The organism is Vibrio glycogenivorans, assembly GCF_051660965.1.
Classification (GTDB): domain Bacteria; phylum Pseudomonadota; class Gammaproteobacteria; order Enterobacterales; family Vibrionaceae; genus Vibrio.
Window position 1 is genome coordinate 23027 of sequence record NZ_JBPVIS010000002.1, and the last position, 15251, is coordinate 38277.

Sequence of the window (15251 nt, forward strand, 5' to 3'; positions counted from 1 at the left end):
GTATAGACGTCCAAAATTATGCTTAGGGAGTAAAGCTGTGCCGATCAAGATACCCGATCAACTACCTGCCACTGATGTACTGCGCAATGAAAAAATCTTCATTATGTCGGAGACCCGCGCTGCCACTCAGGAAATTCGTCCACTTAAGGTACTGATCCTTAACTTGATGCCGAAAAAGATTGAGACCGAGACTCAGTTTCTGCGTCTACTGTCCAATAGTCCGCTGCAAGTGGATGTCGAACTGCTGCGTATCGATAATCGCCCGAGTAAAAACACACCGGTCGAACACCTAGACACCTTCTATCGTCAATTTGAGATGGTCAAGGAACGCAACTTTGATGGCTTGATTATTACCGGCGCGCCACTCGGCTTAGTACAGTTTGAGGATGTGATCTACTGGGAGCACCTGCAAACCATTATGAATTGGGCCAAGGACCATGTAACGTCAACGCTTTACGTTTGTTGGGCGGCACAAGCCGGTCTCAAGCTTTTGTATGATCTGCCAAAGCGCACCCGTAAAGAGAAGCTTTCTGGTGTCTATCATCACGATATCCATGACCCTTACCACGCGATCCTACGTGGCTTTGACGACACCTTCTTAGCGCCACACTCGCGCTTTGCAGACTTTTCACCTCAGTATCTGCAAGATCACACTGATCTGGATATCCTCGCGACCTCGGATGTGGCAGGCGTATACCTAGCAGCCACCAAGGATATGCGTAATGTGTTTGTCACCGGTCACCCAGAGTACGACGCCCATACCCTGCACAACGAGTATATTCGCGATCTAGGTGAAGGCATGGAGCCAGCAATCCCAGTGAACTACTACCCGAACAACTGCCCTGATAACAAACCCATCGCCAGCTGGCGCAGCCACGGCCACCTATTGTTCGCCAACTGGCTCAACTACTGCGTTTACCAGCAAACGCCGTATGACCTTGATCAGTTTAGTGAGGCTAACTTTACTAAAGACGACTAAAACAAAGGGGCGAGGTTCGGGGACGGGCGTTGCCCTACGGGGCACGAGGGGTTTAACACAAGCGGTAAATTACTCGCTACTCGAAACGCAGTGGCCTCGCTCCTCGCCCCTGAAAAAGAAAGGCATACTCCGGAAAGTATGCCTTTTGAAAGACTAAAAATTTCTTAAGTCACTAAAGCGCTTATCGCCAGTCTTTTTCGGTGTTCATCCCCATCAGCAAACTCACACACATTGCCAATAGCACGAAAGTGAATGGTAGTGCGGTGGAGATTGAGCCGGCTTGTAGGGCCTCGATGGCTTCAGTGCCACCTACCCAAAGCAGGGCGGCGGCGATTGCGCCTTCCATAAATGCCCAGAATACACGTTGCAGAACGGGCGCATCCACCTTACCACCAGCAGTGATGCTGTCGATAACCAGTGAACCTGAGTCTGACGATGTGATAAAGAACACCATGACGAGGATAATCGCGATAATCGATAGGAATGTACTCATTGGCAAGACATCGAACATCTCGAACATTGCCAGTGATACATCGGTCAAGCCTTGCGCGCCTAACTGACCCACGTTGTTTACTACCTGATCAATCGCCATGCCGCCAAAGACTGACATCCAGATTACCGTGACCGAGGTAGGCACGATCAAGACCGCAGTCATAAACTCACGCACGGTACGACCACGCGAGACACGCGCGATAAACATACCGACAAATGGAGACCAAGAGATCCACCAAGACCAGTAGAATACAGTCCAACCTTGGAACCAAGCTTCGTCTTCGCGCCCGTGAGGGTTGCTTAATGGAATAAGGTTTTCTAGATATGCCATCAGTGTGTTTGGTACCGAGCCCAACACGACACTGTAACCGATCACGCCAACCAAGATCAGCAGTAGAAACGCAACGATTATATTGATATTACTGATGACTTTTACCCCGCCATCAATACCGCGCAGAACCGAAACGACGGCAAGCAAGGTCACGACCGTGATCACGACTATTTGCATGCCCATGCCAGCCTCAATACCGAACACGTGTTGGATACCGGCTGCTGCTTGCTGCGCACCAAGGCCCAGAGAGGTCGCAAGACCAAACAGAGTCGCTAACACCGCGAGAATATCAACGATGTGACCTGGCCATCCCCAAGCGCGGTCGCCCAAGATAGGATAAAAAATCGAGCGGATCGACAGCGGTAGGCCTTTGTTGTAACTGAAGAACGCTAGCGAGACAGCAACAACACCATAGATAGCCCAAGGGTGCAGACCCCAGTGGTACATGGTCGCGCCCATCGCCAGTCTGGCAGCTTCCGGTGTGTTCGGCTCAACACCCAATGGTGTTTCGAACCAACCGGTGTAGTACGCTACCGGCTCAGCAACACTCCAGAACATCAGACCGATACCCATACCTGCGGCAAACAGCATGGCCAGCCACGAGAAAAAGGTGTAATCCGCGGTGGCGTCTTGACCGCCAAGGCGGATCTTACCAAAAGGCGTTACAATCAACGCCAAACAGAAGATGACAAAGATGTTGCCTGCCCAGATATATAGCCAGTCAAAAGAGCCGATGATCTGCCACTTAATCCCATCGAGCACTGCCTTGGCCTGCCCTGCATCCAATACCGCTGCAGCCAACAGGAAGAAGGTTATAAAACCTGCACTAATACCAAAAACAGGGTTATGCACATCAAAACCCCATTTTTGAACGTTATCTTGACCGACCGTGTAGTCGGTACTGTCGATACTGTACTTATCGATACCTTTCGTCATTTGACCCTCTAATCTTTCTCTATGAGACGTGAGTTATCCCACCGCTAACGCGGCTGTCAGACTCAAGTCACTTTGAGTACAAATCATCATTTTGATCATCTGTTCGCAAAGTCACTTATCTCCGGTGTGGGATTTAACCCCCATTGTCAGTTATCAAATCATTGAAAACCGGCTTGATTGTACAAGCTTAGGCTATGACTGCCAGTCAAAGGGCATAATCTGACCAAGATTGATTGAGATCACCGAATGACTGCCGATAAATCAGACAGCAATCAACACTTGGCACACCGCCATATTGGTTATGGGTGGTTACAGGTTCGCTATGCTACAAGACAAACAAGGCGCCACAATCGGCGCTATCTCGACAAAATCCCTTGCTGAGACAATTGTTGCAAGATGTCGCTGGTTTGTTGGCGGAAATAGTCTCTCAGTAGCCGCACTGTTGGGGTAATCGACTGACGACTGGGGCAAACAAGCCAAAGCTCGGTTGAGGTCGGTACATACTCGGGCAAGACACTCACTACACGCTGATTAAGCAAGTCATCGGCCATATCCAGACACGATTTAATCGCAAAACCATAACCAGAGACGCACCAGCGCCGCACTAGGTCGCCATCATTTGAAGCGCGGTTGCCCTTAAGTTTGACCTTATGCAGCTCATCGCCTTTGGTAAAGCGCCACTCGTCTTGGACGATATCGCGCAGCTGGTAAAACAGACCATTAAAATATTGCAGAGATTCAGGGGTATCTGGCATGCCGTGCTTTTCAAGATAACTTGGCGCGGCACATAACAGACGCGGCACATCGCAGATCTTAAAGCCATACATATTGGCGTCATTGGGCGAGCCATAGCGCAGGGCCATGTCCACCGAGTCACGATAGAAGTCAATATTGCTGTCGCTGATGTTGCTGCGCAGCTCAACCTCAGGGTGCTCAAGCAGAAAGGCATCAAGCCATGGGGTCACCACATTACGCCCTAAATCTGACGACAGCGCGATGCGCACCTCTCCACCGAGCACATCAAGGTCTTCTTGAATATTCAGCTTAGCGTTCTCAAGTAACTGCAATGCCTGCTCGCATTGAGGTAGGTAGCGCTCACCAGCAGGTGAAAGCCTGAGCTGACGTGTCGTGCGCACAAACAGCTCAAAGCCGATCTCTTTCTCTACCCGCTTAAGAGCAGCGCTCGCGGTGGCCATTTGCATGTCCATGCTATTCGCTGCCGCAGTAATGCTGCGAAACTCGGCTACCTTGAGTACCACTAGAAGATCATTGAGAAGCATATTTTCAATCTCTATTTGAGAATATATCTATCAATATAGTGTGTCTGCTTTAGTCAACAAGCCCTATGATGACGCGTTTTCAAGACTTACCAGGTATCGCCATGCAAACTGCGCTTTTTCAACAAGGTCCCATTCGTCCACCCTCAGAGGCAAACAGTCTACTGATCCGCACTACCCAAGGCTGTCCGTGGAATAAGTGCAGCTTTTGCACTTTATTTGCCGGAATGGATTTCCACATTCGTCCGGTCGACGAAATCATCAAGGATATCTGGGCAGCCAAAGCCTTCTATCGTGGACGCAAGTTCACCCAGTGCTTCCTACAAGATGGTGACTCGTTTGCCATGCCCACCCAAGACCTTATCTTGGTACTAAACACCCTAAAGCAAGCCTTTCCAGAGCTAACCCAAATCAGCTCATACGGACGCGCGCAAACCATGAGCAAAAAGAGCGCCGAGGAGATGAAAGCCATCTGTGAGGCGGGGTTGAACATGCTCTATTGCGGTATGGAATCTGGCTCAATTGAAGTGCTGAAAAAGATGAAAAAAGGCATCACGCCGAAGTCGATCCTCAAATCTGCGCAAATGGCCAAACAAGCAGGGATGAAGATCATGACCTTTATTATCACAGGGTTGGGGGGTAAAGAGCTATCAAACGAGCACGTTGAACAGACAGCGACGCTACTTAACCAAATTGATCCCGATGAAATCCGTGTTTTATCTTTGGCCGTCAAACCGGATACGCCACTCGACCAACTGGTCAAATCTGGAAAGTTCACACCACTTGGTGAGCTCGAGATGGTTGCAGAGCAGCGAGCCTTGATCGCGAGACTTGAGAACATATCCAGCCACTACGGGCATTTTCACTCAATCAACCTACTCACCGAGATTCATGGGCAATTGCCCGGTGATAAAGATGTGTTTATCTCACGTATCGACCAACTGCTGACTATGCCGAGCAATAGACAAAATAATTTTATGCTTGGCAGACGACTCAACTACTACGCTGAGCTTGAGGATATGGATAATCAGCTTTATTACGATACGGTGCAGAGGGAACTGAACAAGGTTGGCAATGATGAGGGAGAGAGTATCGACCGCCTTTGCTATCAGCTGCGTCAACGCATGATTTAATGGCGATAAATCATACAATAAGTCTTCGCGCTATGTCTCATTTCCGCTATACTAGCGCGCTGATTAATCGAGGAAAATTCCATGAACCAGGCCAAGCGAGCGGGCGTCATCGCCTTGATCGGCATTCTTTTTATTGCGCTAAATCTGCGTGCACCTTTTACCAGCCTTGCGCCTGTGCTTGGCCAGATAATGACCGACCTATCGCTCTCAGCTTCGTCGGCAGGGTTCCTCACTGCCCTGCCCCTGCTGTCATTTGCGATTTTCTCACCCATCGCTGCCACCGTATCACAGCGTATTGGTCTGTATAATAGCCTGTTCCTTGCCCTGATTTTAATTGCCGTGGGGGTGTTATTGCGCTCATCGGGTCAGGAGTTGTCGCTGTATTTAGGCACGATACTGCTCGGCGCTGGTATTGCGGCGGGTAACGTCCTGCTTCCGGTCGTGGTCAAGGTGAGTTTTCCAGCCAGAATATCGGTCATCACCTCGTTGTATATCTTCATCATGGGGGTGGGTTCGACCTTAAGTGCAGGTTTAATGGTTCCCCTATCGACCTTTAGTTTTGCCAATCTCTCAGGTTGGCAGGTTGCCCTGGTGTTCAATCTTATTTTTCCATGCCTAGCACTGGCTGTTTGGCTTCCTCAACGGCAAAGCTATCAAACCAGCCGCCAACAGAATGGTAATCAGGTCAATTCGACCCCGATGAGGGCACTACTCAAGTGTCCAATCGCATGGCAAGTGACGCTTGGGATTGGTTTAAACTCCTTTACATTTTACTCATTGGCGGGCTGGTTGCCGAAAATGCTCAGTGATTTAAATTATAGCGAGGTTGATGCGGGCTATATCTACAGCTTCCTTCAGTTTTCTACCATGATCCCTGGGCTGATCATGCTGCCAATCCTTTCGCGCTCCAACAGTCAGCGCGCCCTGATCACCCTTTGCACATCGAGTGTGGTTGTCGCTTTGGGTGGCATGGTATTTGTGCCGAGTTGGGCGATTTTGTGGGTCGGCTTGTTTGGTCTTGCCAACTGCTCCACCTTTATCATCGCGATGTCTTTTGTTGGGTTGCGGACCAATAACCCAGGCCAAGCAGCCGCGCTCTCAGGACTTTCTCAGAGCATCGGCTACGCATTGGCGGCGACTGGCCCAACCATTATCGGTTATACACATACCCTAACCGATGGCTGGGTCTTGCCACTTGGCGTTATTGCCGTCGTGGCGTCATTATGTGTTGTGTTTAACAACCTTGCAGCGCGGGATAAAAAAATTCTTCAGGGGTAAAGCGTATTACTGTCCCTTGGCAGGATAATTGATGCTGTGATACTCCGGCTCTTCAATACCGTCGTATTGGTTGATTAAGCGAGTCAGAGCAAAGTAGTAGTTGGCCAGCAAATTGGCGAAACGGGGTAAGGTTGGCGCTACTGCTTTACCCTCTTGCTCTACCTTAACTAACAGGCGAACGACCTTTTTACTTAAGCTGCGACAGTAATGCAGTTGAACCACTGCCCCTTGGCCGCGCGGTAGCACAAAGCGCTTGCCTTTATCTTCCACTTGCTCTTTGAAGTAAAAATACTCTTCTGCCAGCTGCTCTAAATCACTTTCAAAGATGCCACATTTACCACGAATTGAGCCATTTAAATGGAACAGCTTAGGCTGCAGCCTCTCCAAAGACTGGCGAATCTCCGGTTGGGTCACCGCACTGAGAGCAAGTCCGGTAAAGGTGCACAGCTCATCGGTTAAAATCTCATAATCGCACAAGCTACTTTGCTCAAAGATAAAGGGATAGGCGAGCTCCCCAGGTTTGCCTGAATATTTCATAAGCTGATTTCTTTGTAGTTATATCAAGCCGATAGTCACATAGGGACGATGTTTGGTCAAACTCAAAGACAAAATTAAGAAAGGTTAAGGTGGGATGACGTTGACCTACTGAGCCGAAACCAATTTGATAGTAAGGGGCGAAGGTACAGTGCGTACTGCATACTCTTCGCCCCTTGCTTCAACTCATTGATTAACGCCGATCAAGCTTTACCTAAGGTTGACTGACAACTTTGAGCAGCGGCGCCCAAAGCTCTCGATTCTCTGTATAGGGCAGAAAAAGAAACACCAGCATCATCAGCTTGGCGCATAGCAGACAGTATGCGCCAAGCGCTAAGGAACCAATCACCTCGCCCATAATACGGGTCACATCAGCGTGACGAAGAGGCACACCGAACGCTTCGTAAGCCTCCATCGCACTGACGAAGCTTTGATAAATTTCATTACCCGCAAAGAGAAGAAAAATCGCCGTTAAGCCTTTGAGCATAAGCCGTGGAGCACCGGTAACACACAATACCAAGCATAGAGAGACAGCAAAAAGTGCCGCAACGGGTATCACTTCATAGCCTTTAGTCACCACCGTCATCCTCCAAATCTCCACTTTAGAAAATGGTAATAGTGTACTGCATAGAAACAGCGTAAAAGCCAAGCAGCCAAATTTGTTATTCATTTAAAACCTATCCAATTAGACGTATTAGTATATTTTTCTATCAATTTTCTTTTTGATAGTATTTGTCATACTAATGAGCATATTTTAAAGTTTAATGAACCACTACATTACCACTCAATAGATGTTACATCCGTCCCATTAATGGATATCCAAAATTTTCACTATTAGCACCGATTTTATTAGGGATTAATGCTAATCCATATCAGTCTTGTCATGATGGGGCTACTTAAGTTTAGAGTCTATAGTCTGTAAGTAATCGCCACTACTAACCAAGCGTATTACTACACATACCCATAACTCGATAATGAATTAACTTAGCTTGGGAGCTGCAGGAATGGATAAGGATAACCTTGGTGATAATGAAGCGATCAACACTATCAACAAGCTCAGTCACCGCTTTGCTGACATGCCCGGCGCGTTTTTCACCCGCATTGGCGTCAAGCCCCTGAGTAACTCACGCTGGGTGATCTGGAATCAGGATTTAGCCAAGCAATTCGACTGGCCGCAAACCCCTCCCAGTGGATTACTGCAGCGCTTTCTTTTTGGCGAGCAGGCCCTTGAACACCACCCTGCCCTCGCAATGAAATACGCGGGACATCAATTTGGCAGTTACAATCCTGATCTGGGGGATGGACGTGGGTTGTTGCTCGGTGAGCTCAGAGATAGAGACGGCCGCTTGCACGATCTGCACCTAAAAGGTGCTGGGATCACGCCTTACTCTCGCATGGGTGATGGTCGCGCTGTATTGCGCTCAACCATTCGCGAGTACCTTTGCAGCGAAGCCCTGGCAGGCCTTGGCGTGCCAACGACGCGAGCGCTTGGCATGTTCACCAGCGACACTCCCGTGTATCGAGAAAAGAGCGAATTTGGCGCGATGTTGCTCAGGACAACCCCGAGTCACATTCGCTTTGGTCACTTCGAGCATTTCTACTATTTGCAACAAACAGATTCGCAACAAACTGACCACTTGCGACTGCTCGCCGATAAAGTCATTGAGTGGTACTGGCCAGAATGCCTTGATTCAGAGCATCCCTACCTTAGTATGTTCATCAAGATAATTGACAAAACTGCCGCTTTAATTGCGCAGTGGCAGGGACTTGGATTCACTCATGGGGTAATGAACACCGACAATATGTCGATTTTGGGCGAAACCTTTGATTTTGGTCCGTTTGGCTTTATGGATGGATACAATAGCCAATTTATTCCTAATCATTCCGACTATCAGGGTCGCTACGCATTTGATATGCAACCCAGTGTTGGGCTATGGAACCTTAGTGCGCTTGGACAAGCGCTGACCCCACTGATAGACAAGCAACACATCGAGGCCGAGCTCTCTCACTATCAGAGCAAGATAAATCACCATTACAGTGAGATCATTCGCTCTAAGCTCGGTTTAAAAAGCAAGCAGCCCGAAGATGCAGCACTGATTAGTGACCTGTTTTCACTGCTCGAGCAGCATCACACTGACTACACCCGCTTTATGCGCGAATTAAGCTACCTTGACCATCAAGATGGTACTAATGTCACTGAGCTATTTGTTGATTCAAAGGCTAGTTCGTCTTGGCTATCTCGCTATCTCAAGCGCTGTAAACTTGAGACTGGGCAGCAGGGTGTGACGATAACTGATAAAGAGCGATGTAAGGCAATGCGCAAGGTCAACCCTAAATACATCCTAAGGAACTATCTAGCGCAGCAAGCCATCGTACTCGCTGAGCAAGGAGATTATTCCGAAGTACACCGCCTTGCTCAGCTGCTCAAACATCCCTTTGATGAACAGCCCGAGTTACAACACTACGCTAATCTTCCCCCAACGTGGGCTGAGGATATTGAGATAAGCTGCTCCTCTTGAGCATTCGGCGTGGTTATTTGTTATGCAGCATCAGTCAACATTCAAAATAAGCCGCGTCAATAAAATGATTAAAACTCGGGCAACACCAAGCAATCGTTTTTAAATCCAAGATAGCCAGATAACAACTGTTCTACACTTGATGGGTTGGCCTGATGCTCGTACAAAGCCATCTCTTGACGAATAATACCGATGTAGAAATGGGTGGAGATCATACCTGGGAACAATTTCGGTTGCTCCATCATCATTTCACGGATCTGCTTGTCATTAATTTTTTTTACATGCATAAGTGTTATCCCTCTTCCTTGACTACTGATACTCAAGTGGTCTCAAGATACAGACAACTTAAGTACAGTCATAACAGCTCTCTATAGCCATATGGTCACAAGATACTGTTTTCGCTACTCGTAAACTGACGTCATATGGCTATAACTACAGTTTTATTGAATCTTGCACGGCAAATCAAGCTCTATTTTATCCATTGTTATTAATGTTGAAATTTGGAGACAATTTGTTAATGTGGAATTACCACTCACCAACAAGGTTCGTTTCTAGTTATTTATTCGTCACCTTCTGTCATTACGTTACTTGCATTTTGCGGGTAGTAAACTCAACAAAAGGACTGAATCATGAGCACAATAACTGCCACTCAACGCGAGTTTGATATCGCCAACCGCTTATTTGCCGAGTTTTTGGCCGGCATGCCAGAGATCTCAATTAACACCGCTTATGCCGACGCACCCAGTGAGATGAATACCAATGATCCAGACGAGATTGCTGCGTACCTAACCTATGCTTTTGAGCAGTATCTTGCCGCGCTACCCAAGCCACAACCTGTTTTTGACATACCACCTCATATCGACCAAGAAATACTGCCTTCTACTCAGCAGCTAGACTCCGGCGCTTCCCATGAGCTTAGCATTGATAATCAACCGCCGTTTCACCCGCCTTTACAGCCATAGATAGGCAAGCAACTTGGCGCTAACCATGGTTGGCGCCACAGAAAACCCTTGCAGACGTAAATATTATTGTACATCCAAAAAAACAACCACCAAGAGCACAGCACTTGACAAAATTGGATTGAAAACATCTCCAGACATCTTTACAGTGGGATACATTGCACAACACGCTCTAAGTAGCGTTTTTCACTATCTATTTGACCGTATTAAAGTTGTAAATTATGCATAAGCACCAACAAACCCTCGCCAGCAGTGTATTACTTTGTCTACTTTCGGCCACCTCTTGGCAGGCGTACTCGGGCGATATATTGGATGAAATCATCGCCACTAAAACGTTAAAGGTCGGTGTGACCGGAGACTATATGCCCTTCTCCGAGAAGCTAGAAGATGGCCGCTATATCGGCATCGAACACGATATTGCCGCTGAAATCGCCGCTTACCTAGGGGTTAGCATTGAGCTTGTCCCAACCAGTTGGCCTACGCTAATGCAAGATTTTCATCAGGGTCGTTATCACCTTGGCATGACAGGGATCTCAATCAACGACGAACGCCAGCGAACTGCGTATTTCTCGACGCCCTACTATGTTTACGGCAAAACACCAATCACGCTGTGTGAAAATGCAACTAAGTTTGATAGCTTGGAAAAAATCGATCAGCCCTCCACCACGGTGATCATCAACGAGGGCGGTACCAATGCCAAATTTGCCCGAACGACACTAAAAAACGCAAAACTGCATGTTGAGCCTACCAACAAGCATGTCTATGACCGAATTTTGGATGGCACGGTTGATCTGATGATTCCGGATTCGGTGGAAGCAGATTATCGCGCAGCCAATTACCCAGAGCTATGTCGCTCGATGCCAGACTTCGAGTTTACCCAATCGAGTATTGGTACCATGATGGCCAAAGATAGTGAACTCAAAGCCGCTGTAGATAAAGTGCTAGAGAAGCTTACAACCAGCGGTGAACTCGAACGCATCATTGCTACCAACATGAACACCAAGATCTAGCTATACTCCGTGCCTGCCCTTTTTGCGAGGGCAGACTCTCCCCTCATCCACTTTTCTATCATCTCGAGCAGTTGTGCCTTTTTCACCGGTTTGGTTAGGTAATCATCCATACCCGATAGGACGCCTTTTTGCCGCTCTTCTAACAGTGCATGAGCCGAGAAAGCGATGATTGGACACCAGGGATAATCACCTGACTGCTGCATTGCTCGGATCTCTTTGGTCACGGTAAAACCATCCTTGTTTGGCATCGAAATATCTGTGATCACCAGATCCGGTTGCACCTGCTGATAAAGCCGCACCGCCTCAACACCATCCTCCGCTAGGGTAAGGTTGATGTTGGTATCTTTTAGCATTGAGGAGATTAAGATTCGATTGATATCACTGTCTTCTGCCACGAGCAATTTGATGTCTGAGAAATCACACAGGGTGCTATTGGATGCCAGTGCGGCTGATTGCGCAGGCTGTTGGTAAAGTGCACTTAGTTTGCTATACGTGATTGGCTGGCGTAACACCCGGCCAAATTGTGATCGCCTAGTATCTCCACTTGGTTCTATCGCATGGATAAAGTCAGCACTCTGTACTTGCTCAATGCAATCTAATGCGTTTTTTTGAGCTTCAATATCACGCTGACCGACGATAACATGCCCGAGTTTAAGCTGTTCAATCTCAACAGCACTGCCTGTGAGCTCTGTATAGTGACTGACGGTAAGCCCAAGGTCACGTGCCATACGAGCGATCAGTTCGGCTCTTGTGCCGCAGTCATCAACGATAGTCAGGTGGGCATTGAGTCTATCTTTCGCCACCACCGTTGGTTGCGTCTGGGCGGAAAGCCACAGCTCAAAACAAAAACACGATCCCTGACCGAGCTGTGAAGTGACAGACAATTCGCCATGATACATATCAATGAGATGCTTAGAGATGGCTAAACCCAAGCCTGTGCCTTCGTATTGGCGCGTAACCGAATTATCTGCTTGCTCGAACTTATCCATAATATAAGGTAAGCGATCTGGAGGAATTCCAATTCCAGTATCAATCACTTCAAACAGATAACCGTGATGTTCAGCTGACTCTTTGGGTGATACGCGTAATAACACATATCCTGTATCAGTAAATTTAATCGCATTGCCCAATAAGTTCAGTAGGATTTGGTTGATGCGTCCTTTATCTGCCATCACAGCACTGTTTAGTGATGCAGGCATATCTACCAGTAATGTCAGCCCCTTTTTGTTGGCTTGATAAGCACACAATTCACAGCAGCTCTCCACCAACTCACGTAGATCAAACGCTTCATTGACTAAACTCAGCTTGCCGGCTTCAATTTTACTGTAATCGAGAATGTCGTTGATCACGGTGACCAAGTTATCAGCCGACTGATGAAGCAACTTCAGTTGTCCCAGTTGCTCAGTACGCTGTTCATCTTGCATCAACAACTCGCTGATCCCCATGATGGCATTCATCGGCGTGCGTATTTCATGACTCATATTGGCCAAGAACTCTGATTTCGCTTGCGCCGCCCTGTTAGATTTATCCAGTGCTGATGAAAGTTGCTTTTCAATCTCGATGCGATCGGTGATATCTCGCTCAACCGCAATATATCTCTGTAGTCGGCCATACTTGTCTTTGACTGGGGTGACATCAAGTTCTACCCAGTACGAGCGTCGAGACTTGGTGTAATTTAGGATCTCTACCCGAATCGGCTGGTGCTCACGAATACTGTCAGACAGCCTGGTCACGGTAGACTTATCCGTTCCTTCCCCTTGCAGCAAATCCCCTGGTGACAAGCCAATCACCTCCTCCAAGGTGTACTCAGTGAGCTGTTCAAATGCCGGATTGACCCAGGTGATTTTGCCGTTGGGCCCGGTGATAATAATCACATCGCGCGCGTGCTCGGCGACCTGAGCCAGTTGGGTAACTTTCTCCGTAAGCCTTTGCTGATTCGAGTACTCTTGTTGAAGTTTCTGTTGTGCTTCTGCCAATGAGAGCGACATCTGGTTAAACGCCTCACCTACGCGTGTAACCTCATCGTTGCCGCTTATCGAAATCTGTGCCCCTGGACCTTGTTTAGTGACCTGAACTACCCCTTTGCGCAGCAGATCCAAGCGCCGCATAAGGTATGTACCCAGAGCAAATGAAAACAGGGCCACCAAAGACATCTCGACACCAGCAATGATCAGGCTCGCTTGCGTGGCCAGCTCAAGCACTTGATGAAGCCCCTCCACCTTGACACCCATTTCCACGTAGCCAAACACTTGACCATTAAGCTGGATCTCACTCACCACATCATAAACCCCATCAGGGACATCAAAGGGACGAACAGAGGTGTCCACTCCATCATAGTCACCTTTGGTGGTTAACACTTGACGGCCTTGGTCCAAAATACGGATATACGCGAGATTGTGCTCACTTGCGACAGATTGGGCAAAACTATCTAGATAGGCAAGGTCGGTCGCAATCACAGCATCCCGCGAGGCGCTAGCGAACACACTCGCCAATTGCGAGCTGCCCAGTTGAAGTTGTTGCTCGTTCGAGCTTTTTAGCCAGCTCAAACCACTAATGATCAGTAGCCCTAAAGCCAGCGCTTCAATCAGAGCAATCCCAATAATCGTTTTCGAGCGCAAAGTCATCTTGATACCTACAGCTCGATGTTTAGCTCAACAATGTCTTGCCAATCGCTATCTACTGCAGGCTGAAGTCCGGGTATATTGAGCGAATCAAAACTTTGCTTGGCGGTAGCATCTTGGTTTAATGCCTCAATCGCTTCGCTTAAGGCTTGCTGGATCACAGGGTCGACCGCGTTGGCTATGGCAATCGCGTGTGGTGTATAGGCTTGTGTTCTGTGAATAATTTTTAGTTGACTGCGGACCTCGGGAGCCAAACTGTTAAATGTCCGAGCAACGCCACCGCCTGCGCGATACAGCCCTTTTGCGACACCGAGGTAGACAGAATCGTGAGAGCCAACGTACTTCGCCTCAAAATCAATGCCGAACTGCTTAAGCTCAGATTGATTAACAATGGTAGCGGCAAATGCACGCGGGGCGGGAAACGCCAGTATAACTTGATTAAGGTCGCTAAGTTCCCCCTGCCAATCTTGTCTTGCCACCAAAATACCTTCTATCCGTTTGTCCTTGGCTCGAGCAAGCGCAGTGTACCCTGGAGCACGGTTAAACAGAGTGAAATGATAAGGGTTCATATAAGCGATATCGTATTCACCTGCTGCTAAACGCTGTTCAAAGGTGGGAATGTCCCGCGCAGTGGCAAATTTGATATCGATATTTGCAAGCTCGCCCCAACGCTTGATAAGCGGCTGCCAACTTTGTGCCAATTTAGCGGCAGATTGCTGAGGAACAACGCCAAATGTTAATACCCGCGCTGGCTCAGCATGAGCAGCGGCTAGGTTAAAGATCAGCAGTAGCATCCCTGATAGCCGAATAACAACCAAGCCGAGTTTGTGCAGTTTGAAGTCCTTGCCCATCTAAGCTCTCCCCTAATCCCTTAGCTGCTCTAAATACTTGAACCTCTTAAATATAGACAACTTAATGCTTATACCCAAGTGAGCTTAAGATGTCGGCGACAGCATCGATATTCGGCCTATCTCAAGAAAGGGGATGGTCGCTGACTATGGTGACTGTGGTTTCTTTGGTGACGATGTTTAACCAGTTGGCTTGGCCGATCACCAAGGAGGGCTTTGTGCGCCACATTCGCGATGTTCTTTGCCAAACTTGAATCGAAAACTATGTGCAAACGCAGCTTATTCTTATTTACATCTTTGAACAGATTGATTACTTTATAATCTAAACGATCGCTAA

The 15251-nt window shown here is 48.0% G+C and carries 14 protein-coding genes; 7 read left to right on the plus strand and 7 right to left on the minus strand.

The window, feature by feature from the left end:
* Positions 1-37: 37 nt before the first annotated feature.
* The gene (gene metA / locus ACSTTG_RS04755) at positions 38-979 is read left to right on the plus strand and encodes a homoserine O-succinyltransferase MetA (protein ID WP_438458351.1); all 942 of its coding nucleotides are present in this window, start codon (positions 38-40) and stop codon (positions 977-979) included.
* 181 nt (positions 980-1160) lie between these two features.
* Here the strand turns inward: metA and ACSTTG_RS04760 are convergent, their stop codons facing one another.
* Positions 1161-2738, minus strand: a complete 1578-nt coding sequence (locus ACSTTG_RS04760; RefSeq protein WP_438458350.1) for a BCCT family transporter — start codon at positions 2736-2738, stop codon at positions 1161-1163.
* 356 nt (positions 2739-3094) lie between these two features.
* Positions 3095-4018, minus strand: a complete 924-nt coding sequence (locus ACSTTG_RS04765) for a LysR family transcriptional regulator (protein WP_438473932.1) — start codon at positions 4016-4018, stop codon at positions 3095-3097.
* 65 nt (positions 4019-4083) lie between these two features.
* Between ACSTTG_RS04765 and ACSTTG_RS04770 the strand changes: the two genes are divergently transcribed.
* Positions 4084-5148 (plus strand): radical SAM protein, encoded by a 1065-nt coding sequence (locus ACSTTG_RS04770; RefSeq protein WP_438473933.1) that lies wholly within the window; start codon positions 4084-4086, stop codon positions 5146-5148.
* A gap of 81 nt (positions 5149-5229) precedes the next feature.
* A complete protein-coding gene (locus ACSTTG_RS04775) occupies positions 5230-6426 on the plus strand; it encodes an MFS transporter (protein WP_438473934.1) in 1197 nt (398 codons plus the stop codon).
* A 6-nt stretch (positions 6427-6432) separates the two neighbouring features.
* Here ACSTTG_RS04775 and ACSTTG_RS04780 read toward each other — a convergent pair whose 3' ends face one another.
* Together ACSTTG_RS04780 and ACSTTG_RS04785 are read right to left on the minus strand one after the other, a co-directional pair.
* Positions 6433-6963, minus strand: a complete 531-nt coding sequence (locus ACSTTG_RS04780; RefSeq protein ID WP_438458346.1) for a cobalamin adenosyltransferase family protein — start codon at positions 6961-6963, stop codon at positions 6433-6435.
* A 211-nt stretch (positions 6964-7174) separates the two neighbouring features.
* Positions 7175-7630 (minus strand): hypothetical protein, encoded by a 456-nt coding sequence (locus ACSTTG_RS04785; RefSeq protein ID WP_438458345.1) that lies wholly within the window; start codon positions 7628-7630, stop codon positions 7175-7177.
* A 334-nt stretch (positions 7631-7964) separates the two neighbouring features.
* On the opposite strand from ACSTTG_RS04785, the gene ACSTTG_RS04790 reads away from it, so the two are divergent.
* Positions 7965-9479: a protein adenylyltransferase SelO gene (locus ACSTTG_RS04790; RefSeq protein ID WP_438473935.1), complete on the plus strand. Its 1515-nt coding sequence runs from the start codon at positions 7965-7967 to the stop codon at positions 9477-9479.
* 68 nt (positions 9480-9547) lie between these two features.
* Here the strand turns inward: ACSTTG_RS04790 and ACSTTG_RS04795 are convergent, their stop codons facing one another.
* Positions 9548-9763 (minus strand): hypothetical protein, encoded by a 216-nt coding sequence (locus ACSTTG_RS04795; RefSeq protein WP_438458343.1) that lies wholly within the window; start codon positions 9761-9763, stop codon positions 9548-9550.
* 342 nt (positions 9764-10105) lie between these two features.
* Here ACSTTG_RS04795 and ACSTTG_RS04800 point away from each other — a divergent pair, with 342 nt between their 5' ends.
* Both ACSTTG_RS04800 and ACSTTG_RS04805 read left to right on the plus strand, forming a co-directional pair.
* The gene (locus ACSTTG_RS04800; RefSeq protein WP_438473936.1) at positions 10106-10438 is read left to right on the plus strand and encodes a hypothetical protein; all 333 of its coding nucleotides are present in this window, start codon (positions 10106-10108) and stop codon (positions 10436-10438) included.
* Between the two features lie 218 nt (positions 10439-10656).
* Positions 10657-11445: a transporter substrate-binding domain-containing protein gene (locus tag ACSTTG_RS04805; protein ID WP_438473937.1), complete on the plus strand. Its 789-nt coding sequence runs from the start codon at positions 10657-10659 to the stop codon at positions 11443-11445.
* Here ACSTTG_RS04805 and ACSTTG_RS04810 read toward each other — a convergent pair.
* Positions 11442-14069, minus strand: a complete 2628-nt coding sequence (locus ACSTTG_RS04810; protein WP_438473938.1) for an ATP-binding protein — start codon at positions 14067-14069, stop codon at positions 11442-11444. The genes ACSTTG_RS04805 and ACSTTG_RS04810 overlap by 4 nt on opposite strands.
* Before the next feature lie 8 nt (positions 14070-14077).
* Positions 14078-14860: a phosphate/phosphite/phosphonate ABC transporter substrate-binding protein gene (locus ACSTTG_RS04815; protein WP_438474472.1), complete on the minus strand. Its 783-nt coding sequence runs from the start codon at positions 14858-14860 to the stop codon at positions 14078-14080.
* 146 nt (positions 14861-15006) lie between these two features.
* Here ACSTTG_RS04815 and ACSTTG_RS04820 point away from each other — a divergent pair, with 146 nt between their 5' ends.
* On the plus strand, positions 15007-15168 hold the full coding sequence (locus ACSTTG_RS04820; protein WP_438473939.1) for a hypothetical protein: 162 nt from the start codon (positions 15007-15009) through the stop codon (positions 15166-15168).
* The last annotated feature ends 83 nt before the right edge of the window (positions 15169-15251 follow it).